The organism is Streptomyces sp. NPDC007901, from assembly GCF_042959465.1.
GTDB lineage: Bacteria > Actinomycetota > Actinomycetes > Streptomycetales > Streptomycetaceae > Streptomyces.
Map to the genome: position 1 here is coordinate 302,993 of NZ_JBIBKW010000006.1, position 21,271 is coordinate 324,263.

Genomic DNA, 21,271 nt, shown 5'->3' on the forward strand with positions numbered 1-21,271 from the left:
CGGCCGCTCAGCCCGCCAGCAGCCGCCGCAGCCAGTTCACATGGGCCGCCCGCGCCGACTGGGAGAGGGCGGCTTGCGGGGCGAAGCCGTCGAAGCCGTGGAAGCCGCCCGGCCAGACGTGGAGTTCGGCGACGCCGCCGGACTGCCAGATGCGGGACGCGTAGGCGACGGTCTCGTCCCGGAACGTCTCGGCGGAGCCCACGTCGAGGAAGGCCGGCGGGAGGTTCGTGAGGTCGGCGGCGCGGGCGGGCGCCGCGTAGGGGGAGACGTCGGGGCCGCCGCGGGCCGCGCCGAGCAGGGCGGTCCAGCCGGTCTCGTTGGCCGTGTGGTCCCAGACGCCGAGCCCCTTCATCTGGTGGCTGGAGGGCGTGTCGTTGCGATCGTCGAGCATGGGGCACATCAGCATCTGGCCGATCACGGCCGGGCCCCCGCGGTCCCGCAGCAGCAGGGCCAGCGCCGCCGTGAGGCCACCGCCCGCGCTGGCCCCCGCGATCACGATCCGCTCGGCGTCGCCGCCGATCTCCGCCGCGTGCCCCGCCGTCCACAGCAGCCCCGTGTACACGTCCTCGACCGGCGCCGGATGCGGATGCTCGGGCGCCAGCCGGTACTCCACCGACACCACCACCGCACCCAGCTCCCGCGCCCAGGCCAGCGGGACGTCCACGCCCACCCGGTTGTTGCCGATCACCATGCCGCCGCCGTGCACGTGGTAGATCACCGGCAGCGGCCCGGCGGTCGCGGGGGCGACCGGGCGGCAGATCAGGAGGGAGATCTCCGGGGCGTCCGCCGGACCGGGCACCGTGCGGTCCTCCACCGCGAACGCCCCGTCCATCGTGAGGTCCAGCTCGGCCAGCAGCTGTATCCCCGCGCCCTCCCGGATCGTGGCGATGTCGGCCATCGTGAACGCCGGGGAGATCACGTCCTTGATCAGCTCCAGAGCGGCGGAGAGTTCGGGGTCGAACGGGGGCGGTACAGAGGTCATGGCGGCTCCTCACGGTCGTACGGTACGGCTGGTACGGCCATGATCCGCGCGGCCGTGCCGTGGCCCGGGCCGCCGGACGGCGGAAGCTCTCCGCCATCCGGCGGGTGCCCGGTGCCCGGGGCGACGCGCCGCCGGTGCCGGGCTTGACTTCGAGCGCGCTCGAAGATCTAGCGTCGGGACGTCAGACGACGATCCGGGCGGAACGGAGAACGGCCATGCGCGTGGGCGTGCACATCAACCGGTTCGACCGCCCCGGCGGCGGGCCCGCCCTCGGCGCCGAACTGGCCGCCGCCGGTGCCGCGGCCGAGGCGGCGGGCGTCAGCTGGGTCTCGGTGATGGACCACTACTTCCAGATGGAGTTCAACGGCGGCGCCGAGGACCCCATGCTGGAGGCCTACACGACGCTGGGCTACCTCGCCGGCCGCACCTCCACCGTGCGGCTGGGCGCCCTGGTCACCGGAGTGACGTACCGTCATCCCGGCCTGCTCGCCAAGATCGCCACCACCCTCGACCTGGTCTCCGGCGGCCGGGCCACCCTGGGCATCGGGGCCGCCTGGTACGACCGTGAGCACCACGGCCTCGGTGTGCCCTACCCGCCGCTCGCGGAGCGCTTCGAGCGCCTGGAGGAGACGCTGCGGATCTGTCTCCAGATGTGGGACCCGGAGAACAAGGGCCCCTTCGAGGGCAGGCACTACCGGCTCGCCGAGACGCTCTGCGTACCGGCGCCGGTCAGCCGGCCGCACCCGGAGATCATGATCGGCGGCGGGGGAGAGAAGAAGACCCTGCGGCTGGTCGCCCGGTACGCCGACGCCTGCAACCTGATCCCCGGCTCCCCCGAGGAACTCCGGCACAAGCTGGACGTGCTGCGCGGGCACTGCGACACGGTCGGACGGGACTACGACACCATCCGCAAGACCATCGCGTACGGCGGCGAGCCGGCCACCACCGGCGACCTGGACGCCTTCACCCGGGACATCGAGGGGTACGCCAAGCTCGGCCTCGACACCGTCATCCTGTCGCCGCGCCTGGGCGAGACCTCGGGATGGATCGAGAGCTTCGCCGCCCCGGCCGTCGAGCGGCTCGCCGGGATCGAGTGAGCCGCGGGACGCGCGAGGAGGCCGGAGCTCTTCAGCTCCGGCCTCCTTTTTTACGCGGGGGTGCCTCAGGCGGCCGCGCCCACGTTGCCGTGCAGGCGCGCGACGACCTCGGTCAGCTGGGCGGCGACCTCGGCGTCGTCGGACGGGTGGGTCTCGGCGAAGCGGACCACGGAGCCGGGGATGGAGAGCTTGATGTCCTCGATCACCTTGCCGCCGGCGATGCCGACGGCCTTGCGGGTCTCGTCCTGCGCCCACACGCCGCCGTACTGGCCGTAGGCGGTGCCGATGACGGCGACCGGCTTGCCGCCGAAGGTGCTGGCGCCGTACGGGCGGGACAGCCAGTCGATGGCGTTCTTCAGGACGGCCGGGATGGTGCCGTTGTACTCGGGGGAGAAGAGCAGGAAGGCGTCGGCGGCCTGGGCGGCGGCACGCAGCTTGGCGGCGGCGGCCGGGACGTTGCCCTCGACGTCGATGTCCTCGTTGTAGAACGGGATGTCGGCGAGGCCCTCGAAGACCTCGACCTCGGCACCCTCGGGAGCGAGCTTCACGGCCGCCTCGGCGAGCTGGCGGTTGTGCGAACCGGCACGGAGGCTGCCGACGAGCGCAAGGATGCGGACAGACATGGGGGAACTCCAAGGGGGATGAAACACTGCCGTTACGAATCCGGACCGGGGTCCGGTTAATTTCTAGCATCACAAACGGACCGCGGTCCAGTTCTGTTCCCGATGCTTTACGCTGTCTTCATGTCCAGCGTCCTGCCGCCCTTCCCGCAGCCTCAGGAGCCCTTCGACACACCGCAGTTGCTCGAAGTGGGACCCTCCGCTCCCGAAGAGCCGTGCCTGCGTGCCGACGCGGCCCGCAACCGTGCCCGGCTGCTGGAGGCCGCCGCCCGGCTGATCGCCGAGCACGGGGTGGCCGGCGTCACCATGGAGGCGGTGGCCGCCGCGGCCGAAGTGGGCAAGGGCACCGTCTTCCGCCGCTTCGGCGACCGCACGGGGCTGCTGATGGCCCTCCTCGACCACTCGGCGCGGCAGCTGCAGGCCGACTTCCTCGGCGGGCCGCCCCCGCTGGGCCCCGGCGCCCCGCCGGTCGAGCGGCTGCGCGCCTTCGGCGTCGCGGTGCTGTACCGCGCGGTCGAGCAGCTGGACCTGCAGCTGGCCGCCCAGCCCGAGCCGACCCGCCGCCACGCCCACCCCTCGGGCCGCGCCCTGCGCACCCATGTCACGGTGCTGCTGCGGCAGATCGAGCCGGACGCCGACTGTGAACTGCTCGCCCAGACGCTGCTGGCCTATCTCGACCCCGCCCTCATCCACCATCTGACCAGGCAGTGCGGGATGCCGATGGAGCGCCTGGAGGCAGGGTGGGTCGACCTGGTCGCCCGCGTCACGCGGACGGAGCCGCCCCGCTGACGTCCGGCCGCCCGGCGGTGAACAGGTCGACCAGGCCGCGCGGCGCGTCGGCGTCGAACAGCAAGGCGCCGCCCGCCGTCGACTCCGCCGCGGCCGCCGCGGCGCGCGGGAACATCCCCGCCTCGTAGGCGGCCAGGGCGGCCTCGGTGTCGCCCGGGTGCGCGAGGAGGGCCAGGCCCAGTTCCGCGCCGTCGATCAGGGCCAGGTTGGCGCCCTCCCCGGCGAACGGCGACATCAGGTGCGCCGCGTCACCGAGCAGGGTCACGCCGGGCACGCGGTCCCAGCGGTGGCCGGCCGGCAGGGCGTGGATCCGCCGGGGCACCAGTTCGCCCTCGGCGTCCGCGACCAGCGCCCGCAGGCTCTTGTCCCAGCCGTCGAAGGGCCGCAGTACGGCCTCCTTGGCCCCCTCGCTGTCGGTGAAGTCGATCCCGTCCAGCCACTCCTCGGGAGCCTCGACCGCCGCGTACACATGCAGGCCGCCGTCGCTCTCCCGGTGGGCCAGGAAGCCCCGGCCCGCGCCCAGCGCGAACAGCATGCCGCCGCCGACGACCTCGGCGCTCACCGGATGCCGTACGTCCGCGTCCGGCAGGTCCGCCTCCGTGAACGACACCCCGCAGTACGCGGGCAGGGCGTCCGAGACCAGCGGGCGCACCCGCGACCAGGCGCCGTCGGCGCCGACCAACAGGTCGGTGGTGAAGGAGCCGCCGTCCGCCAGGAGCACCTCGTGCCGGCCGTCGCCGAGCGGGCGGGCGCCGGCGACCTTCGCGCCCCAGCGGATCACGCCCTCGGGCAGCGAGCCGAGCAGCAGCCCGCGCAGGTCGCCGCGGTCGATCTCCGGACGTCCGCCGGTACCGTCGTCCACCGCCTCGTAACGGACCCGGGCGTCCTGGTCCAGGACCCGCACCGCCTGGCCGCCGGCATGGACGTGCGTCAGGAACTCCTCGTGCAACCCGGCCGCGCGGAGCGCCGCTTGGCCGGACTCCTCGTGGATGTCGAGCATGCCGCCCTGGGTGCGGGCGGCGGGGGAGGCGTCGAGGTCGAAGACGGCGGTCTCGACGCCGTGCGCGTGCAGCACCCGGGCGAGCGTGAGCCCGCCGAGTCCGGCGCCGATGACCGCTATGGGGTGGTGGGGTGTCGACATGGTGGTCTCCTAGTCGTGGGGTTCGGGTACGGCGGTGTGCTCGATGCCGCTGATCAGGGCCTGGAACGCCCAGGACGCGCGGGCACCGGGCGACCCGGTCATGAGCAGTCCGGACGCGGCGGCGATGTGCGGGTGGGTCCGCTCCGACACCTCGGTCAGCGCGTGACCGAGCGCGTCCCAGTCCTCCTGGGAAGCCCCGCCCGCGTGCTCGGCGGCGGTCGCGGTGGCGCGCTGGAGCAGCAGGTCGACGCCCCAGGCGGCCCGGTCGCGCGGCACCCCGCCCTCGGCGAGCAGGCTCAGCAGGGTCTCGATCAGATTCAGGTAGTTCGGGCCGCTCGGCCAGGCGGTCAGCGCGGAGCGGGCCAGGCTCGGGTACTCCAGGAGCATCCGGGTGTACGCGAGGAGCACCTGCTCCAGCCGCTTTCGCCAGTCGCCCGCCGCCGGGGCCGGTGCCACGCCGCCGAGCAGCTCGTCCAGGACCGCGGCGTGCAACTCGGCGGTGTTGCGGACGTAGACGTACAGCGAGGCCGGTCCGGTGTCGAGTTCCTGGGCCAGGCGCCGCATGGTGACCTTCTGCAGACCCTCGGCGCGCAGGATCTCCACGGCGGCGGTGACGATGCCCTCCCTGGTCAGGGCGGGCTTGGCGGGACGCTCGCGGCGGGAGCGGGGGGTGGCTGGCATGCCCCGACTCTAACGAACATGTTCGCTCCGAACAAGTTCGTGACGAACATGTTCGTCCCATGGGTTGGCGGGCCCAATTCGTCCAACCGTGAACCACCTTGACCCGCCGCCACCCTCACCCGGGGCTTCTGCCAAGATGCCGTACGTCATGGTGCAGATCCCGAAACCGCCCTCGGCAGCGTCGCCGACTCCGCGCTCGGTCCCCACGAGCGCCGATGTGGCCCGCCTGGCCGGCGTCTCCCGCGCGACCGTCTCCTACGTCCTCAACAACACCAGCGCCGTACGGATCAGCGAGCCCACGCGGCGCCGCGTCCACCAGGCCGCGAAGGAACTCGGCTACGTCCCGCACGCGGCCGCCCGCAGCCTGCGCGCCGGGCACAGCCGGATGGTCCTGATGCCCGCCCCGGCCATCCCGATGGGACCGCTCTACGGCCAGTTCATCAACGACCTGCAGTGGGCCCTCAGCCGCCTGGACTACACCGTCGTCCAGTACGGCACGGCGGGCCTGCGCGGTGACGAAGCCGCCCGCGCCTGGGCCGAGTTGCGGCCGGTCGCGGTACTGGTCCCCGACGCCGAGCTCGGGCCCGAGGGCGTCGCCGTCCTCAAACGGGCCGGCGCCCGCGCCGTGGTCACCTTCGGCCCCGAGCGGGTCGACGGCGCCCATGCCCTGCTGATGGACCACGACGCCGTCGGCCGTTGTGCCGGCGCCCACCTGTACGCCTGCGGCCGGCGCCGGATCGGCGTGGTCGTCCCCGAGGAGACCGGGCTGGAGACCTACTCCCGGCCCCGCGTCGAAGGCGTCCGCCAGGCCCTGCGCGGCACCGACGCCACGCTCACCGAGCTGCCGCTCGCCTACACGGAGGAGTCGGCGGCCGAACTCGCCTCCCGCTGGCGGGAGTCGGGGATCGACGCGGTGTTCGCGTACAACGACGAGTACGCCATGCTGTTCATGCGCGCCCTCCAGGACGAGGGCATCCGCATCCCCGAGGAGACGGCCGTGGTCGGTGCCGACGACCTGATGCTCGGCCGGCTGCTGCGCCCCCGGCTCTCCACGATCCACATCGACCTGCCGTCCGGCCGCGACCTCGCCGAACTGGTCGACCGCGCGGTGCGCGACTCCGGCGGCGAACCCGAGACGCACAACGTGCTCGGCGCCGCCGTGGTGCGGCGCGACTCCACCTGATGGGTCACTCTGGTCGGGGGGGCGGTGCTTTTCCGCGCCCTCTGGCTAGGATGTTGCGCGCTCAACCAAACGGCTCATGGGCGCGCCGTGAGCCGCGCAACCCGGTGATCGATCGGAGAGCCGTCATGCCGCTGCTCGACCCCAAGACCTGGCAGGCCAGCGCCCTGTCCGGCCCGCAGTACGCCGTCACCGAGCCCGCCACCGGCGACACGCTCGACACGGTCACCCTCGCCGCCCCCGCCGACGTCTCCCCGGCCGCCGCGGCAGCCCGGGCCGCACAGCGCGACTGGGCCCGGGCGCCGCACTTCCTCCGGGCCCAAGTCCTGCGCAAGGCAGGGGACTTGTTCACGGAGCACGCCGACGAACTGCGCGAGTGGATCGTCCGCGAGTCCGGCTCCATACCCGGCAAGGCGGACTTCGAACTGCACGTCGCCGCCCAGGAGTGCTACGAGGCCGCCGCCCTCGCCTCCCGCCCGGCGGGCCAGGTGCTGCCCAGCGAGGCGCCCCGGCTGTCGTACACCCGCCGGGTCCCGGTCGGTGTCGTCGGGGTGATCGCGCCGTTCAACGCGCCGCTGATCCTGTCCATCCGCTCGGTGGCCCCCGCACTGGCCCTGGGCAACGGGGTGGTCCTGAAGCCCGATCCGCGCACCGCCGTCTGCGGCGGGCTCGCGCTGGCCGCCGTGTTCGCCGCGGCCGGGCTGCCGGAGGGACTGCTGCAGGTGCTGCCCGGCGCCGCCGACGTCGGCGCGGCGCTGGTCGACGACCCGCAGGTGCCGGTCATCTCCTTCACCGGCTCGACGGCGGCCGGCCGCGCCGTCGGCGAGGCCGCGGGCCGCCGGCTGAAGCGCGCCCACCTCGAACTCGGCGGCAACTCCGCCCTGATCGTGCTGGAGGACGCCGACCTCGACGCGGTGATCTCCACGGCCGCCTGGGGATCCTTCTTCCACCAGGGCCAGATCTGCATGACCACCGGACGGCATCTGGTGCACGCCTCACTCGTCGACGAGTACGTCGAACGCCTCGCCGCCAAGGCCGACTCGCTCGCCGTCGGCGACCCGCACCGCGAGCAGGTCCACCTCGGCCCGATCATCGACGCCGGCCAACTCGCCAAGATCCACGGCCTGGTGGAGTCCAGCACCGCCCACGGCGCCCGGCTCGCCGCCGGCGGCACCCACGAGAACCTCTTCTACCGGCCCACGGTCCTCGCCGGCGTCGACGACCGCACCCCCGCCTACGCCGAGGAGGTCTTCGGACCGGTCGCGCCGGTGCGCGCCTTCGCCGACGCCGACGAGGCCGCCGCGCTCGCCGCCGACAGCTCCTACGGGCTCTCCCTCGGCATCGTCACCCGGGACGCGGCCCGCGGACTGGACCTCGCCGAGCGCATCCCGACCGGTATCGTCCACATCAACGACCAGACCGTGAACGACGAGGCCGTGGCCCCCTTCGGCGGAGTCGCCGCCTCCGGCACCGGTGCCCGGTTCGGCGGCGAGTCCAACCTGGAGGCGTTCACGGACGTGCGGTGGACGACCGTACGCGCGGATGTGGCACCGTACCCCTTTTAAGTTCCGCTAGGGGGTCTAACTCCCGTTAGGGGGTGTCACTCGCCCGGGGTGCCGCCCTGCTGCGCGGCGATGCTCTTGCGGACCTCGTCCATGTCCAGCTTGCGGGCCTGGCCGATGACATCCGTCAGGGCGGCCTCCGGCAGGGCGCCCGGCTGGGCGAAGACGGCGACCTGGTCGCGGACGATCATCAGGGTCGGGATCGACTGGATGTTGAAGGCCGCGGCCAGCTCCGGCTGTGCCTCGGTGTCGACCTTGGCGAAGACCAGGTCGGGGTTGGCCTCGGCCGCCTTCTCGTAGACAGGGGCGAACATCCGGCACGGGCCGCACCAGGCCGCCCAGAAGTCGATGAGAACGAACTCGTTCTCGGTGACCGTCTGGTCGAAGTTCTCCTTGGTGAGCTCCACGGTGCTGCTCATGCGTGCTTCCCTCTTCCTGATGTGGGGGCGTCCCGGGCTGGGGCGAAACCGCTCCCCACAACATGTCCGACCGGGCAGGTATTCCGCCTGCCTACCCGTGTGGCCCCGGCGCACGCCACCCGCGAGACTGGCCCCATGACGGAAACGGAATCCATCGCTTACGACGTAGTGGTGCTCGGAGCCGGGCCCGTGGGGGAGAACGTGGCCGACCGCACCCGTGCGGCCGGTCTCTCCACCGCGGTCGTGGAGAGCGAACTCGTCGGCGGCGAGTGCTCGTACTGGGCGTGCATGCCCAGCAAGGCCCTGCTGCGCCCGGTCATCGCCCAGGCCGACGCCCGCAGGCTGCCCGGGCTCGCCCAGGCGGTCCAGGGCCCCCTCGACGCCCCCGCGGTCCTCGCCCGCCGCAACTACTTCACCTCGGACTGGAAGGACGACGGCCAGGTCGCCTGGCTGGACGGCATCGGCGCCGACCTCTACCGCGGACAGGGGCGCCTCGCCGGACCCCGCGCGGTCACCGTGACCGGCCCCGACGGCACCCTCACCACGCTCACCGCCCGGCACGCGGTCGCCGTCGCCACCGGCACCCGCGCCCAACTGCCTCCGCTGCCCGGACTCGCCGAGGTGAAGCCCTGGACCAGCCGGGAGGCCACCAGCGCCCAGGAGACGCCCGGCCGGCTGATCGTGGTCGGCGGCGGTGTGGTCGCCACCGAGATGGCCACCGCCTGGCAGGCCCTCGGTTCCCGGGTCACCCTTCTGGTCCGCGGCAAGGGGCTGCTGAACCGCATGGAGCCGTTCGCCGGCGAACTCGTCGCCGACGCGCTCAAGGAGGCCGGTGTCGACGTCCGCACCGGCACGTCCGTCCGGTCGGTGACCCGCGAGAACGGCACGGTCGTGGCCGTGACCGACGCCGGGGACCGGATCGAGGCCGACGAGATCCTCTTCGCCACGGGGCGCATCCCGCACACCGACGACATCGGACTGGACACCGTCGGGCTGGAACCGGGCTCCTGGCTGTCGGTCGACGACACGCTGCTGGTCGAGGGCACCGACTGGCTGTACGCCGTAGGGGACGTCAACCACCGGGCGCTCCTCACCCACCAGGGCAAGTACCAGGCCCGGATCGCGGGTGCCGTCATCGCGGCGCGCGCCTCGGACACGGCGGTGCCGGACGCGCCGTGGAGTGCGTACGCGGCCACCGCCGACCACGACTGCGTCCCGCAGGTCGTCTTCACCGATCCGGAGGCGGCGGCCGTCGGGCTCTCCTTCGCGGAGGCGGAGCAGGCCGGGCACCGGGTGCGGGCCGTGGACGTCGAGTTCTCGTCGGTCGCCGGGGCCGGGCTGTACGCCGAGGGCTACAAGGGGCGGGCCCGGATGGTCGTCGACCTGGACTCGGAGACCCTGCGCGGGGTCACGTTCGTGGGGCCGGGGGTGGGTGAGCTGATCCACTCGGCGACCGTGGCGGTCGTCGGGGAGGTGCCGATCAGCCGGTTGTGGCATGCGGTGCCGTCCTACCCGACGTTGAGCGAGGTGTGGCTGCGGCTGCTGGAGGCGTATCGGGGGTAGGGCCGAAGAGGAATGGGGCGTGGGTTGCCTGCGGGCCGGTGGGGGCTGGTCGCGCAGTTCCCCGCGCCCCTGACGGGGCGCTGCGGCTCACGGAAGTTTGAAGCCCAGGCCCTCTGCTGCCGACTTGGGACTCGGCTCGGTCCAGCGTCTCGCCATCTCCTCGTTCGACGACAGTGACCGCAGTTCCGCGCGGTCCAGGTAGAGCATGCCGTCGAGGTGGTCGGTCTCGTGTTGGACGATGCGGGCCGGCCAGCCCGTGAAGACCTCGTCGAGCGGGTGGCCGTGTTCGTCCTCGGCGCGCAGGCGTACCTCGCCGTGCCGGGAGACGACCGCCTGCCAGCCCGGCACGCTCAGGCAGCCCTCGAAGAAGGCGGCGCGGGTGGGGGCGGTGGGCGCGTAGGTGGGGTTGACGAGTACGCGGAAGGGCTGCGGGACCCGGCCCCTGGCCAGCGCCACCTCCTCCGGTACCGGTGCCGGGTCCTCGATGACCGCGATGCGGAGGGGGACGCCGACCTGGGGTGCGGCGAGGCCCACGCCGGGGGCCGCGTGCATGGTGATGCGCAGTGCCTCGACGAACCGGGCCAGGAGGGCGGGGGCCAACTGGCCTTCGTAGGGGTCGGTTCCGCGCCGGAGGACCGGGTCGCCGGCGGTGACGATGGTCAACGGGCCGCCGGGGGCGAGGAGTTCCTCGATCTGTTCGGCAAGGGGTGCGCGATCACTGGGGGATGCCATCGCGTCAGGATGCCATGAACGGGAGTGTGACGCGGGTCACTTTGCATGAGGGGAACTCGGGGCGCCCACCGTCCGACTACTGGACCGTCACCGCTCAGCCCCGAGTCCCCCGGAGAACCCGCCGATGTCCACCGCTCCTCCAGCCACCACGGACGAGGTCCCGCAACCCACCGCCCCGGCCGCCCCGCCGAGCCGCTGGGCGCCGCTGCGCCCCCTCGTCCTGCGCCTGCACTTCTACGCCGGTGTCCTGGTCGCCCCCTTCCTGCTCGTCGCCGCCACCACCGGCCTGCTGTACGCCTTCTCCTTCCAGGCCGAGAAGCTGGTGTACGCCCACGAACTGACCGTCCCGGTGGGCAAGTCCGAGTTGCCGGTCTCCGAGCAGGTCGCTGCGGCCCGCAAGGCGCACCCCGAGGGCACGGTCTCCGCGATACGGCCGTCGCCCGAGGCGGGCGCGACCACCAGGGTGCTGCTGTCGGGCGTCGAGGGCGTGAACCCGGACCACACCCTCGCGGTGTTCGTCGACCCGTACACCGGCAAGGTGCGCGGCGCGCTCGAACAGTACGGCTCCACCGGCGCGTTGCCGCTGCGCACCTGGATCGACGAACTCCACCGCGATCTGCACCTCGGCGACACCGGCCGGCTCTACAGCGAGTTCGCGGCGAGCTGGCTGTGGGTGATCGCGGGCGGCGGCCTGGTGCTGTGGTTCTCCCGGCGGCGGGCGCTGCGCAAGGTGCGCGGCACCAGCGGGCGGCGGCGCACCCTCGGCCTGCACGGCACCGTCGGCGTCTGGGCCGCCGCCGGGTTCGTCTTCCTGTCGGCGACCGGCCTGACCTGGTCCGCCCACGCCGGCGCCAACATCGACGAACTGCGCACCTCCCTGGGGCAGGCGACCCCGTCCGTGTCGGCCGCCGCGAGCGGCGGTGAACACGCCGGGCACGGTACGGCGGCCGGGACCGGCGGCGACGCCGAGCACGGGGTCGGCCTCGACAAGGTGCTGGCCGCCGCGCGCGCCGAGGGGCTGGGCGACCCCGTCGAGATCGTCCCGCCCGCCGACGCGAACAGTACGTACGTCGTCAAGCAGGTCCAGCGCAGCTGGCCCGAGAAGCAGGACGCCGTCGCCGTCGACCCGACGACGGGCGAGGTGACCGACGTGCTGCGGTTCACCGACTACCCGGTGCTCGCCAAACTCACCCGCTGGGGCATCGACCTGCACACCGGCATCCTCTTCGGCCTCGTCAACCAGCTCGCCCTGGCCCTGCTCGCCCTCTCTCTGATCCTGCTGATCCTGTGGGGCTACCGCATGTGGTGGCAGCGCGGCCGGGGCTCCGCCTTCGGCCGGCCGATCCCGCGCGGGGCCTGGGCGGAGGTCCCGCCGTACCTGCTCGTCCCGGCCATGGCGGTGATCGCGGTGCTGGGCTACTTCGTGCCGCTGCTCGGCATCCCGCTCGCCGCGTTCCTCGCCGTCGACATCGTGCTCGGCGAGATCGCGCACCGGCGGGGGCGGCGATCGTACGGAAGGGGCGCCGGCGTGAAGTAGCGTGGTCAGACACGCTGTCGCCGGAGGGAGACGGGATCATGGCGCGGGCCCGGCGGGGGCAGGGGGAGCTGGAGGGGCAGGTGCTCGGCGCGCTCCGCGAGGCCGAAGGGCCCGTCACCGCCGCCTGGGTGCAGGAGCGGCTCGGCGGCGACCTCGCCTACACCACCGTGGTGACGATCCTGACCAGGCTGCTCGCCAAGGACGTCGTCGCCCGCGAACGGCAGGGCCGCGCCTTCCTGTGGACGCCGACCGCCGACGTGGCCCGGCTCGCCGCCCTGCGGATGCGCCGGCTCCTCGACGGCGAACGGGACCGGGAGGCCGTCCTGGCGAGCTTCGTCACCGCGCTGCCGCCCGGTGACGAGCAGGTACTGCGGGCGCTCCTGGAGGCCGCAGGGCCAGGCCCGGTGAACACTCGGCGCACCTCGCCCACCGGCCACGGCGGTACGGAAGACTGACCGGCCATGGGGGTCTTCGTCTTCCTGCCGCTGGTCCTGCCGCTGACCGCCTGGCCCGTCGCCCGGCTGGCCGAGGGGCGGCTGCACCCGCGCACCGCCACCCGGCTGCTCACCGCGGTGGCCGTGGTCATGGCCGTGTGCAGCACGCTCTGCCTGGCCCTGCTGATGGTGATGGGCACCGCCCAGCTCCCCGGCAACCCCCTACCGGACGGCTGGTCCGACCCGGAGGTACGGGCCGCCGTCCCGCACGACGAGATCGCGGGCCGCGCCGCCATCCCCGCCCTCGGTGTGGTGGCCGTGCTGTGCGGGCGTGCCCTGCACCGGCACCGCCGGAGCACCCGGCCGGCCCGGCGGGCGCTGGCCGGACTGCCCGGCCGGGAGGTGGCCGTCCTTCCCGACGCCACCCCCTACGCCTACGCGCTCCCGGACCGGATCGTCGTCACCACCGGGCTGCTGGGCTGCCTCGCGCCCGCCGAGCGCCGGGCCCTGTTCGCCCATGAACGCGCCCATCTCGCCGCCCGGCACCACCGCCACCTGCTCGCCGTGCATCTGGCGGCCCGTGCCAACCCCTTCCTGCGACCGTTGCGCACCGCCGTCGTCTACACCGCGGAGCGCTGGGCGGACGAGGAGGCGGCCCGCGCGGTGGGGGACCGGCGCACGGTCGCCCGGGCCATCGGCAAGGCGGCGCTGCTGTCGACGGGCAGTCCGGCGCCCACCCTGGCCGCGTCGGCCGCCACCGGCCCGGTGCCGCGCCGGGTCGCCGCCCTGCTCGGCCCCGCCCCGGTGGCCCGTGACTGGCCCTCGGCGTTCACCGCGGCCGGACTCGCCGTCTGGGGCGCGGCGGCCGGCGCCCTGGTGTCGGCGATGTCCTCGGCGAACTCGGCGATCACCCTGTTCCTGATCCTGCACGCGGCAACACCCTGGTGACGGCCGAAGGGCCCCCGGGAAACCGGGGGCCCTTCGTTTCGTCCGCCGCCGTTCACTCCTCCGGGAAGTCCCCGGCCAGCGCCGAGGCGAGGCGCAGGTGCGGCTCCGCCTCCTCGTGCCGGGCCTGGCGCTGGAGCGTGCGGCCCAGCATCAGCCGGGCGTAGTGCTCCACCGGGTCGCGCTCGACGATCGTGCGCAACTCGGTCTCGGCGCTGCGCAGTTGGGCCGAGTGGTAGTAGGCGCGCGCCAGCAGCAGCCGGGGTCCGGTCTGCTCCGGCACCTCCTCGACCAGCCCGGCGAGCACCCGCGCGGCACCCGCGTAGTCCTTGGCGTCGAAGAACAGCTGGGCGCGGTCCCAGCGTTCGGCGAGGGTTCCCTGCTCGTAGTACGTCGTGTCCACTCGTGACCTCCTTCGACGCCGTCAACGGAGGCGGTTGGTTGAATATTCCACTACTGGGCCGGTCGCCGGGACGCGCTCCAGGACGCCGCCCGCGAACACGTCGTACAGCGGCAGCGTCTCCAGATGGACATAGCCGATGTGGCAGTCGCAGCTGGTCAGCGGGCATGCGCGGGGGCGCAGGGCGGCGCGGTAGGAGCCGTCGTAGAGGTTGCCGAGCGGGGCCGGGACGAAGTGGCAGCGGCGGACCGTGCCCTCGCCGTCCACGGAGACGACCGACTCCCCGGTCCGGCAGGGCAGCCCCGCGCTGGCGTGCGGGTGGCGGCTGTAGGGGAAGAGCGGGTCGAGGGCCGTCCACAGGTCCGCCTCCGCGTCCGTGTAGGTGTGGCCCTCGGCCGCGTTGACCCAGAGGTAGACGTGCCCGGGCAGGTCCGCGCGCAGCCGCCGGGCCGCTTCGAGATGGCCGGGGAGCCCGACGATGCCCACGCTGAACCGGATGCCCCGGGCGGCGAGGTCGCGGCACTTGCCGAGGAAGCGGTCGTAGGGGGTCTGCCCGGGGTGGTAGGTGCACCACAGCGCGAGCGTGTCCGGGTCGGCGTCGGCGAGCCAGTCGGTGCGGCAGCTGAGGTTGGTCTGGATCGCCACCCGGCGGATGTGCGGGAGGCGGGACAGCTCCGTGAGGGTGCGCCGGTACCAGGACCGGACCAGGCCCTCGCCCCAGGGCGTGAACAGGATCGAGAGCCGGTCCTCGGTCTGCCGCTCCGCCCAGTTCGCGAACCGGGCCAACGCGGCACGGTCCGCGCGGAGTTGGTCCGTGCTGTCGCGCCGCTTGGCGAACGGGCAGTAGGGGCAGTCGTAGTCGCAGGAGGCGAGCGGGCCCCGGTAGAGCAGGGTCAGGTCCATGGCCGGGCCGTCACTTCCGCTCGTAGGCGGCCATCGCGGCCCGCACCGCCGGGGAGAACAGGCCGGGTCCGATCGCGTCGGAGTGCGCGAGACCCTCGGGGGTGAGGCGCAGGACCGTGCCGTCGTCGGTCAGCCAGCCGCGGTCGGCGAACCGGCCGAGTTCGGCGGTGAAGTGGTCGCCGGGGGCCGCGCCGAAGCGGGTCCGGTAGTCGTCGTGCCGCAGCCCCTCCGCCTGGAGCAGGGACTGCAGGAGATGCCGTCGCCGGGCCTCGTCCACGCCGATCCGGCGGCCGATCTCGGCGTGCGCGAAGTCCCCGGCGGGGCGGGAGACGTAGTCGTCGACGATCCCGCGTATCTCGTGCATGTCCACGGCGTAGTCGAAGGAGTAGTGCAGCCCGGAGGTGTACGAGCGGGCGCCGCAGCCCAGCCCGATCATGCCGTCGGTCTGGCAGGCATAGTCGTCGGCACCCTGCGGCGGGGCGTCGGCGCGGCGGAACATGCGCATCGACTGCTGGGTGTAGCCGTGGGCCAGGAGATGGTCGCGGCCGGTCCGGTAGAGGTGCAGGCGCTGGGCGTCCCAGGCCGGGTCGGCGTCGGCGGCGGAGCGGCGGCCGAGCCCGGTCAGGGGGCGGACGTAGAGCGGGTAGAGGTACAGCTCCTCCGGGTGCCAGGCGAGGGCCGCGTCCAGCGAGCGCAGCCAGGTCTGCTCCGTCTGGCCCTCGATGCCGTAGATCAGGTCGATGTTGAGCACCGGGATGCGGGCCTCCCGGATCCGGGCCAGGGCCGCCTCCACGTCCGCGCGGCGCTGCGGTCGTACGGCCGCCCGTGCTTCGGAGCCGACGAAGCTCTGCACGCCGAGGCTGAGCCGGGTGGTGCCGCGCTCGGCGAGGACGGCGAGCCGGTCGGCGGTCGCGGTGGCGGGCGAGGCCTCCACCGAGAGGGGGACGGCGCGCAGGTCGGCGCCCATCCGCTGCTCGGCTATGTCGCAGAGCCGGGTCAGCTCGGCGGCGGTGAGGAAGGTGGGGGTGCCGCCGCCGAAGGCCGCCGTGGCGAACCGCACGCCGTCCGGGTCGCCGAGGGCCTCGCGTACGGCGCCCGCCTGGCGCTCCAGGGCGTCCAGGTAGGCGCCGGTGAGGCCGTCGGGGGCGCCGATGCGGGTGAAGAGGTTGCAGAAGCCGCAGCGGACCTCGCAGAACGGGATGTGGAGATAGAGGGAGAGGGCGTTCTTCGGCTCGGCGGCCCACAGGTCGCGCAGCGCGGGGCGGTCGGGCAGCCGGCGGTAGGCGGTCTTGTGGGGGTACGCGTAGACATAGCTCTGGTAGGGGCTGGTCGCGGTCGCGGTGGTCATCGGGCGGCCTCCGCCGGGTCCAGGAAGAAGTGGGCGTACGGCACGGTCCACACGGACTCGTGGCCCAGGCGGTGGCCGGTGTAGCCGTCGTCGCCGTAGGCGGTGCCGTGGTCGGAACAGACGATCGCGAAGCAGCGGCGCCGGCTGCTCGCGGCGGCGAACAGGCGGCCGATGTGCCGGTCCACGTACGCCAGGGCGGCGGCATGGGTGGCCCGGCTGTCGCCCGCCTCGCGGGTGGCGCCCGGCAGATGGAACCAGTTGGGCTGGTGCAGGGCGGAGACGTTGACGAAGAGGAACAGCCGCTGTTCGCGGGGGAGTTCGCGGACGATCCGCTCGGCGCGGGCCACCTGGTTCTCGAAGGAGTGGGGCGAGGTGACGCCGAACTCCGGCTCCCAGTGCGCCTCGTGGAAGAGGCCGGGCAGGACGGAGCCCAAGGGGCCCCGCTTGTTGAAGAAGCCGACGCCGCCGACGCACACGGTGCGGTAGCCGGCTTCGGCCAGACCGGAGACCAGGTCCGGGGTGTCGTAGACGAAGGTGCCGGGGGCGGTGGTCTCGCTGCCCGTGAAGCTCGCCGCGAACAGGCGGGGGTGCGGGCCGGGGGCGGCGGGGGTCGGCAGGAAGCCCGCGAAGATCGCCTGGTGGGAGGCGTAGGTGAAGCTGCCCGGGGCGTGCCGCTCCTCCCAGACGCCGCCGGGGAGATGGCGGGCGAGGTGGGGGAGGCGGCCCTCGGCGGCGAGTTCCACGGCGACGTCGTGGCGCAGGGTGTCGAGGGTGACGAGGAGCAGGTCGTGGCTGCCGACCACCTCGGTCATGTCCGGCTCAGCGGCCGGGGCGGGCGAGGGCATGCGGGTCGTCCTTCGGTGTACGGGTGAAGCGGTGCAGGGCGGCCGTGACCTGGGCGGCATAGGTGTCCAGGCCCTCGGCGCCGCTGCCGGGCAGGCCGGTGAGGCGGGGCAGCAGGTCGCCGAAGGCGTTCACCTCGCCGACCGCGGCCCGCCGCCAGCCGATCGCGGGCAGCAGGTCGACGCCGACGCACAGGGTGCGCGGGAAGCAGGCGGCGGCCCGCTCGCACACCCCGAGCACGTCGGACCAGCGGGCGCCGGCCGCCTCGACCGCCTGCCGGGCCGCCGCCAGGTCGCCCCGCCGGCCGCCGAGATGGAGGTTGGTCAGCGGGGTGCGGCTGGTGCGGACGACCGCGTGGGTGGCCCGGCCGGCCACCACCACGACCCGTAGATCGGCGGCCCGCCCCTGCTGGGAGGCCTTCGGCAGCCACCGCTCCAGGTGCAGCCCGTCCGGCGCGAGCGCGTCCACGATCGCGGCGATGTCCGCCTCGGTCTCGTACCGGCGCACCTTCAGCGAGTTGTGCAGCGCGCCGTCGGCCGTGCGCTCCACCGAGGTGGTCGCCCGGATCCGGCCGCCGCCCGCCGACTCCACCGCCAGCACACCGGACGCGGAGGAGCCGTGCGCCGGTTTGACGAAGAGCCGGGGCATCCGGTGCTCCCGCATCAGCGCCCGCACGTCGTCCCAGCCGCGCACCGGTGCCGCGCCCGGGCCCGAGGTGGGCGAGGCGGGCACCGGCACCCCGGCCGCGTCGAGCACGGCGTGGCAGCGGCGCTTGTCGAAGAGCACGGCGAGGTCGTCGGGGTGGTCGAGGCGCAGGCCGCCGCGCAGGGTGTCCAGCGCGGCGGTGAACCCGGCGTACCAGCGGGCCGAGCCCTCCACCCGGGTCGGTTCGCGGTCGCCGCGCAACAGCCGGTCGACCTCGGCGTTCTCGCCGGGGGAGTCGATCCGGACGATCTCCTCGGCGTCGAACCCGGCACCCCCGGCCCGCAGCACGTCGAGCCAGGGGACCACGCGTGGCGCGGGCAGCCCGGCCGCGCGGACCGCGTCCGCGAAGAGGGCGACCCGGCGGTTCTCGGGGTTGCCGAGGACCGCGAACCGGGTGCCCGCGGGCATCGGCCGACGGCCGTACTCCGAGGGGGTGTTCGCCATGCGGGGGCCGGTCACTCGCCCACGGCCACGTACCGCCACACCGTGCCGTCGTCGTCCTTGTCCTCGTCGGCGTCGTCGCGGTCGAGGTCCACCTCGACACCGGCGGGTATCAGGGTCGAGCGGACCCGGTCCTGGAGCTGCTCGGTCAGGTAGTTGTGGTGCAGGTCGAGCTTCTTGAGATGGGTGAGCGGCCGGCCGTCCAGCAGCGCGGCGGCCCCGTCGTCGGTCAGGACGCCCATCGACAGGTCGAGCACCTCCAGCCGGTCCAGGACGGGGGAGTCGGCCACGGCGGCGGCGACGGCGTCCTGCATCTCGCTGTTGCGCAGCGCCAGATGACGCAGGGCCGGCAGCCGGGCGCCGGACAGGATCCCCTCCAGATCGGCCACCTCGCTGTCACCGCCGTAGTCCGGCGTGCCCAGCCACAGGTCCAGGTGCTCCAGGGCGGGCAGGTCGCTCGCACCCACCCCGCGCACCACCGCGGCGGGCAGCCCACCGGCCTCCATGGTCAGCCGGCGCAGCCCGGTGTGCCGCAGCGCGGTGAAGCCCAGCCCCGAACCGCCGCGCACCCCGAACTCCGCCAGTTCCGGGAAGGCTTCGAGCAGCGGGCCGACATCGGTCTGGTTGATCCAGGAGATCTCGCACTCCTCCATCACCATGTCCCCGAGGAACAGCGCGCGCAGCGCCGGGAGCCGGTCCCGCGCGGCCAGCAGTGCCTCGATCACGGCGGACGGATCGGTGTCGTACGCCTCCTGCCAGGCGCCGACTACCAACGCCCGCACCCGGGTGGTGTCGACGGCGGCGAGGAAGCGGGCGAACGCGTCCGCCCAGTCCTCGTCCGCGTCGTACACGTCACTGGTGATCCGCCAGGCGACCGTCTCCGCGTCGGGCAGCCGGTCCGTGGGCGCGCCCGGGCCGGGGAAGGTGTGGGCGGGCAGCCGGTACAGGGCGGAGAGATGGTGTTGGAGGGTCATGGGCTGCTCCTGTGACGGAAACGGGTGCGCTCGGTGATGATCGCAGTTGTACCAAGCGGCACTGACAACGCGGTGTCCCCTCGGTGGTCTTGTTCGACCCTACGAACTTTCTGTGTGACGGGTACACAACACCGGGCATCACTGATAGGAAACCTTCCTATCGGTAGGCGCAACAACTCCCCACCCCCCACCACCTTCTGGAGCCCCCGTGAGTCATCCGAACGACGCGACCACGAACCCCGTCCTGACCTCCCGCCGCGCCCTGCTCGCCCTGCTGGGCGTGTCCGTGGCCGCGGCCCCGCTGCTGCGCCCGGTGCACGCCTCCGCCCTCTCCACGGCCGCGAGCTGTGTGGGCCTCGACGACCCGGCGAAGAAGGAGATCGCCATGAAGCTGGTGTCGAGCGCGGAGAACTCCTCGCTCGACTGGAAGGCGCAGTACAAGTACATCGAGGACATCGGCGACGGCCGCGGCTACACCGCCGGGATCATCGGATTCTGCTCCGGCACCGGCGACATGCTCGATCTCGTGCAGCTCTACACCGACCGCAAGCCCGGCAACGTGCTCGCCAAGTACCTGCCGGCGCTGCGCCGGGTCAACGGCACCGACTCGCACAGCGGCCTCGACCCGAACTTCCCCTCCGACTGGCGCAAGGCCGCCCAGGACAGCGCGTTCCAGCAGGCCCAGAACGACGAGCGCGACCGCGTGTACTTCAACCCGGCCGTGCAGCAGGGCAAGACGGACGGGATCGGCACGCTGGGCCAGTTCACCTACTACGACGCCATCGTCATGCACGGCGACGGCGACGACCCCACCAGCTTCCGCAACATCCGCAAGCGCGCCCTCGGCCACGCCAAGCCGCCGGCCCAGGGCGGCAACGAGAAGACGTACCTCAACGCCTTCCTCGACGCCCGGGTCTGGGCCATGAAGCAGGAGGAGGCACACAGCGACACGACCAGGGTCGACACCGAGCAGCGGGTCTTCCTGAACAAGGGCAACCTGTGCCTGAACACCCCGCTGGACTGGAAGGTCTACGGGGACAGCTACCACATCGGCTGACCACCGGCCGACCGCCCCGGGCTGTCGTACCGCCGTGTCACGGTGCGGTACGACAGCCCGCCCGCGCTACGGCTTGATGCCCACCCCGGTCCACAGGCTGACCTCCGCGTCGGTGGCGGTCGGTTCGGTGTCCGGGCGCCAGCGGTGCCCGACCGAGACACCGGGGTCGAGCAGGTCGAGCCCCTCGAAGAAGCGCGCCACGTCCTCCCGCGAGCGGAACTGCACCGGAGTACCGGCCCCGTTGTAGATGTCCGTGACCTTCTTCCAGGTGTCCGGGTCGAAGTCGGGCGTGCAGTGGCTCAGGGCGAGCGCGCTGCCCGAAGGGAGCACGTCCAGCAGCCGGCTCACGATGCCGTACGGGTCCTGCGCGTCCGTCACGAAGTGCATCAGGGCGTTGAGGGACAGCGCCACCGGCTGTTCCAGGTCCAGGACCGTGGCCAGCTCCGGGGCGTCCAGCAGCGACTGCGGGTCGTTGACGTCCGCCTCGATGTAGGTGGTGCGCCCCTCTGACGTGCTGCGCATCAGGCGCTCGGCGTACTTGAGGACCAGCGGGTCGTTGTCGGCGTACACCACCCGTGCCTCGGGGACCACGGACTGGGCCACCTGGTGCAGGTTGGGCTCGGTGGGGATGCCGGTGCCGATGTCGAGCCACTGCCGGATGCCGTGCTCCCGGGCGAGCACCCGGGTGGCGCGGTGCATGAAGGCACGGTTCTCGCGGGCGCAGACGAAGATGCCCGGGTAGGCCGACGCCACGGTCTCGGCCGCCTTCTTGTCGACCTCGAAGTGGTCCTTGCCGCCCAGGTAGTAGTCGTACATCCGGGCGGAGTGGGGCCTGCTGGTGTCGATGTCCCGCGCCGCGTGCGAGGTGGTCATGCTGTCCCTTTCGGTGGGTGCGTGGGGGGAGAGGTCGGCCGGCGG

22 protein-coding genes are annotated in these 21,271 nt (G+C 73.3%); 9 read left to right on the forward strand and 13 right to left on the reverse strand.

What is annotated here, in order from left to right; translation table 11 throughout:
- Positions 1-7 precede the first annotated feature (7 nt).
- Positions 8-982, reverse strand: a complete 975-nt coding sequence (locus ACFZDK_RS21735) for an alpha/beta hydrolase fold domain-containing protein (protein ID WP_390974661.1) — start codon at positions 980-982, stop codon at positions 8-10.
- A 215-nt stretch (positions 983-1,197) separates the two neighbouring features.
- On the opposite strand from ACFZDK_RS21735, the gene ACFZDK_RS21740 reads away from it, so the two are divergent.
- The gene (locus tag ACFZDK_RS21740) at positions 1,198-2,079 is read left to right on the forward strand and encodes a TIGR03560 family F420-dependent LLM class oxidoreductase (protein ID WP_390974662.1); all 882 of its coding nucleotides are present in this window, start codon (positions 1,198-1,200) and stop codon (positions 2,077-2,079) included.
- Positions 2,080-2,144: 65 nt separating this feature from the next.
- Here ACFZDK_RS21740 and ACFZDK_RS21745 read toward each other — a convergent pair whose 3' ends face one another.
- Positions 2,145-2,702 carry an NAD(P)H-dependent oxidoreductase gene (locus ACFZDK_RS21745; protein WP_390974663.1) on the reverse strand — a complete coding sequence of 186 codons (558 nt, stop codon included), beginning with the start codon at positions 2,700-2,702 and terminating at the stop codon, positions 2,145-2,147.
- Positions 2,703-2,804: 102 nt separating this feature from the next.
- Here ACFZDK_RS21745 and ACFZDK_RS21750 point away from each other — a divergent pair, with 102 nt between their 5' ends.
- Positions 2,805-3,488, forward strand: coding sequence for a TetR family transcriptional regulator (locus ACFZDK_RS21750; RefSeq protein ID WP_390974665.1), 684 nt, complete (start codon positions 2,805-2,807; stop codon positions 3,486-3,488).
- Here ACFZDK_RS21750 and ACFZDK_RS21755 read toward each other — a convergent pair.
- On the reverse strand, positions 3,463-4,629 hold the full coding sequence (locus ACFZDK_RS21755; RefSeq protein ID WP_390974666.1) for an FAD-dependent monooxygenase: 1,167 nt from the start codon (positions 4,627-4,629) through the stop codon (positions 3,463-3,465). The two genes, ACFZDK_RS21750 and ACFZDK_RS21755, sit on opposite strands and share 26 nt — an antisense overlap.
- Positions 4,630-4,638: 9 nt before the next feature.
- On the reverse strand, positions 4,639-5,310 hold the full coding sequence (locus ACFZDK_RS21760) for a TetR/AcrR family transcriptional regulator C-terminal domain-containing protein (protein ID WP_390974668.1): 672 nt from the start codon (positions 5,308-5,310) through the stop codon (positions 4,639-4,641).
- 136 nt (positions 5,311-5,446) lie between these two features.
- On the opposite strand from ACFZDK_RS21760, the gene ACFZDK_RS21765 reads away from it, so the two are divergent.
- A complete protein-coding gene (locus tag ACFZDK_RS21765) occupies positions 5,447-6,493 on the forward strand; it encodes a substrate-binding domain-containing protein (RefSeq protein ID WP_390974669.1) in 1,047 nt (348 codons plus the stop codon).
- Positions 6,494-6,618: 125 nt separating this feature from the next.
- Positions 6,619-8,055, forward strand: a complete 1,437-nt coding sequence (locus ACFZDK_RS21770) for an aldehyde dehydrogenase family protein (protein WP_390974671.1) — start codon at positions 6,619-6,621, stop codon at positions 8,053-8,055.
- Positions 8,056-8,090: 35 nt separating this feature from the next.
- Here ACFZDK_RS21770 and trxA read toward each other — a convergent pair whose 3' ends face one another.
- Positions 8,091-8,471 carry a thioredoxin gene (trxA, locus tag ACFZDK_RS21775; RefSeq protein ID WP_390974672.1) on the reverse strand — a complete coding sequence of 127 codons (381 nt, stop codon included), beginning with the start codon at positions 8,469-8,471 and terminating at the stop codon, positions 8,091-8,093.
- A gap of 135 nt (positions 8,472-8,606) precedes the next feature.
- Between trxA and ACFZDK_RS21780 the strand changes: the two genes are divergently transcribed.
- Entirely contained in the window at positions 8,607-10,034 is a 1,428-nt protein-coding gene (locus ACFZDK_RS21780) for an FAD-dependent oxidoreductase (RefSeq protein WP_390974674.1), read from the forward strand.
- Positions 10,035-10,121: 87 nt separating this feature from the next.
- On the opposite strand, the gene ACFZDK_RS21785 is transcribed toward ACFZDK_RS21780, so the two are convergent.
- On the reverse strand, positions 10,122-10,766 hold the full coding sequence (locus tag ACFZDK_RS21785) for a peptide deformylase (protein WP_390974675.1): 645 nt from the start codon (positions 10,764-10,766) through the stop codon (positions 10,122-10,124).
- 124 nt (positions 10,767-10,890) lie between these two features.
- On the opposite strand from ACFZDK_RS21785, the gene ACFZDK_RS21790 reads away from it, so the two are divergent.
- Genes ACFZDK_RS21790 through ACFZDK_RS21800 form a run of 3 tightly spaced genes read left to right on the forward strand, consistent with a single transcriptional unit; the run spans position 10,891 to position 13,685 of the window.
- A complete protein-coding gene (locus tag ACFZDK_RS21790) occupies positions 10,891-12,303 on the forward strand; it encodes a PepSY domain-containing protein (protein WP_390974677.1) in 1,413 nt (470 codons plus the stop codon).
- Positions 12,304-12,341: 38 nt separating this feature from the next.
- Complete coding sequence (locus ACFZDK_RS21795) at positions 12,342-12,758, forward strand: BlaI/MecI/CopY family transcriptional regulator (RefSeq protein ID WP_390974678.1); 417 nt, start codon at positions 12,342-12,344, stop codon at positions 12,756-12,758.
- Between the two features lie 6 nt (positions 12,759-12,764).
- On the forward strand, positions 12,765-13,685 hold the full coding sequence (locus ACFZDK_RS21800) for a M48 family metalloprotease (protein WP_390974680.1): 921 nt from the start codon (positions 12,765-12,767) through the stop codon (positions 13,683-13,685).
- Positions 13,686-13,737: 52 nt separating this feature from the next.
- Here ACFZDK_RS21800 and ACFZDK_RS21805 read toward each other — a convergent pair whose 3' ends face one another.
- Genes ACFZDK_RS21805 through ACFZDK_RS21830 form a run of 6 tightly spaced genes read right to left on the reverse strand, consistent with a single transcriptional unit; the run spans position 13,738 to position 19,296 of the window.
- Entirely contained in the window at positions 13,738-14,085 is a 348-nt protein-coding gene (locus ACFZDK_RS21805) for a tetratricopeptide repeat protein (protein WP_390974682.1), read from the reverse strand.
- Between the two features lie 21 nt (positions 14,086-14,106).
- A complete protein-coding gene (locus ACFZDK_RS21810; RefSeq protein WP_390974683.1) occupies positions 14,107-14,985 on the reverse strand; it encodes an STM4011 family radical SAM protein in 879 nt (292 codons plus the stop codon).
- 10 nt (positions 14,986-14,995) lie between these two features.
- On the reverse strand, positions 14,996-16,333 hold the full coding sequence (locus ACFZDK_RS21815) for an STM4012 family radical SAM protein (protein WP_390974684.1): 1,338 nt from the start codon (positions 16,331-16,333) through the stop codon (positions 14,996-14,998).
- Positions 16,330-17,145 (reverse strand): STM4013/SEN3800 family hydrolase, encoded by an 816-nt coding sequence (locus ACFZDK_RS21820; RefSeq protein ID WP_390975045.1) that lies wholly within the window; start codon positions 17,143-17,145, stop codon positions 16,330-16,332. Before ACFZDK_RS21820 ends, ACFZDK_RS21815 begins: the two co-directional genes overlap by 4 nt.
- Before the next feature lie 7 nt (positions 17,146-17,152).
- Positions 17,153-18,325: an STM4014 family protein gene (locus tag ACFZDK_RS21825; RefSeq protein ID WP_390974686.1), complete on the reverse strand. Its 1,173-nt coding sequence runs from the start codon at positions 18,323-18,325 to the stop codon at positions 17,153-17,155.
- Between the two features lie 11 nt (positions 18,326-18,336).
- Complete coding sequence (locus tag ACFZDK_RS21830) at positions 18,337-19,296, reverse strand: STM4015 family protein (RefSeq protein WP_390974687.1); 960 nt, start codon at positions 19,294-19,296, stop codon at positions 18,337-18,339.
- 208 nt (positions 19,297-19,504) lie between these two features.
- Here ACFZDK_RS21830 and ACFZDK_RS21835 point away from each other — a divergent pair, with 208 nt between their 5' ends.
- Positions 19,505-20,353, forward strand: coding sequence for a chitosanase (locus ACFZDK_RS21835; RefSeq protein ID WP_390974689.1), 849 nt, complete (start codon positions 19,505-19,507; stop codon positions 20,351-20,353).
- A 66-nt stretch (positions 20,354-20,419) separates the two neighbouring features.
- Here the strand turns inward: ACFZDK_RS21835 and ACFZDK_RS21840 are convergent, their stop codons facing one another.
- On the reverse strand, positions 20,420-21,226 hold the full coding sequence (locus ACFZDK_RS21840) for an SAM-dependent methyltransferase (RefSeq protein ID WP_390974691.1): 807 nt from the start codon (positions 21,224-21,226) through the stop codon (positions 20,420-20,422).
- Positions 21,227-21,271 lie beyond the last annotated feature (45 nt).

Excerpts from the sequence above, each read along its gene's own strand:
- ACFZDK_RS21735 (WP_390974661.1), bottom strand. The coding sequence starts at position 982 with ATGACCTCTGTACCGCCCCCGTTCGACCCCGAACTCTCCGCCGCTCTG.
- ACFZDK_RS21740 (WP_390974662.1), top strand. The coding sequence starts at position 1,198 with ATGCGCGTGGGCGTGCACATCAACCGGTTCGACCGCCCCGGCGGCGGG.
- ACFZDK_RS21745 (WP_390974663.1), bottom strand. The coding sequence starts at position 2,702 with ATGTCTGTCCGCATCCTTGCGCTCGTCGGCAGCCTCCGTGCCGGTTCG.
- ACFZDK_RS21750 (WP_390974665.1), top strand. The coding sequence starts at position 2,805 with ATGCTTTACGCTGTCTTCATGTCCAGCGTCCTGCCGCCCTTCCCGCAG.
- ACFZDK_RS21755 (WP_390974666.1), bottom strand. The coding sequence starts at position 4,629 with ATGTCGACACCCCACCACCCCATAGCGGTCATCGGCGCCGGACTCGGC.
- ACFZDK_RS21760 (WP_390974668.1), bottom strand. The coding sequence starts at position 5,310 with ATGCCAGCCACCCCCCGCTCCCGCCGCGAGCGTCCCGCCAAGCCCGCC.
- ACFZDK_RS21765 (WP_390974669.1), top strand. The coding sequence starts at position 5,447 with ATGCCGTACGTCATGGTGCAGATCCCGAAACCGCCCTCGGCAGCGTCG.
- ACFZDK_RS21770 (WP_390974671.1), top strand. The coding sequence starts at position 6,619 with ATGCCGCTGCTCGACCCCAAGACCTGGCAGGCCAGCGCCCTGTCCGGC.
- trxA (WP_390974672.1), bottom strand. The coding sequence starts at position 8,471 with ATGAGCAGCACCGTGGAGCTCACCAAGGAGAACTTCGACCAGACGGTC.
- ACFZDK_RS21780 (WP_390974674.1), top strand. The coding sequence starts at position 8,607 with ATGACGGAAACGGAATCCATCGCTTACGACGTAGTGGTGCTCGGAGCC.
- ACFZDK_RS21785 (WP_390974675.1), bottom strand. The coding sequence starts at position 10,766 with ATGGCATCCCCCAGTGATCGCGCACCCCTTGCCGAACAGATCGAGGAA.
- ACFZDK_RS21790 (WP_390974677.1), top strand. The coding sequence starts at position 10,891 with ATGTCCACCGCTCCTCCAGCCACCACGGACGAGGTCCCGCAACCCACC.
- ACFZDK_RS21795 (WP_390974678.1), top strand. The coding sequence starts at position 12,342 with ATGGCGCGGGCCCGGCGGGGGCAGGGGGAGCTGGAGGGGCAGGTGCTC.
- ACFZDK_RS21800 (WP_390974680.1), top strand. The coding sequence starts at position 12,765 with ATGGGGGTCTTCGTCTTCCTGCCGCTGGTCCTGCCGCTGACCGCCTGG.
- ACFZDK_RS21810 (WP_390974683.1), bottom strand. The coding sequence starts at position 14,985 with ATGGACCTGACCCTGCTCTACCGGGGCCCGCTCGCCTCCTGCGACTAC.
- ACFZDK_RS21815 (WP_390974684.1), bottom strand. The coding sequence starts at position 16,333 with ATGACCACCGCGACCGCGACCAGCCCCTACCAGAGCTATGTCTACGCG.
- ACFZDK_RS21820 (WP_390975045.1), bottom strand. The coding sequence starts at position 17,145 with ATGACCGAGGTGGTCGGCAGCCACGACCTGCTCCTCGTCACCCTCGAC.
- ACFZDK_RS21825 (WP_390974686.1), bottom strand. The coding sequence starts at position 18,325 with ATGGCGAACACCCCCTCGGAGTACGGCCGTCGGCCGATGCCCGCGGGC.
- ACFZDK_RS21830 (WP_390974687.1), bottom strand. The coding sequence starts at position 19,296 with ATGACCCTCCAACACCATCTCTCCGCCCTGTACCGGCTGCCCGCCCAC.
- ACFZDK_RS21840 (WP_390974691.1), bottom strand. The coding sequence starts at position 21,226 with ATGACCACCTCGCACGCGGCGCGGGACATCGACACCAGCAGGCCCCAC.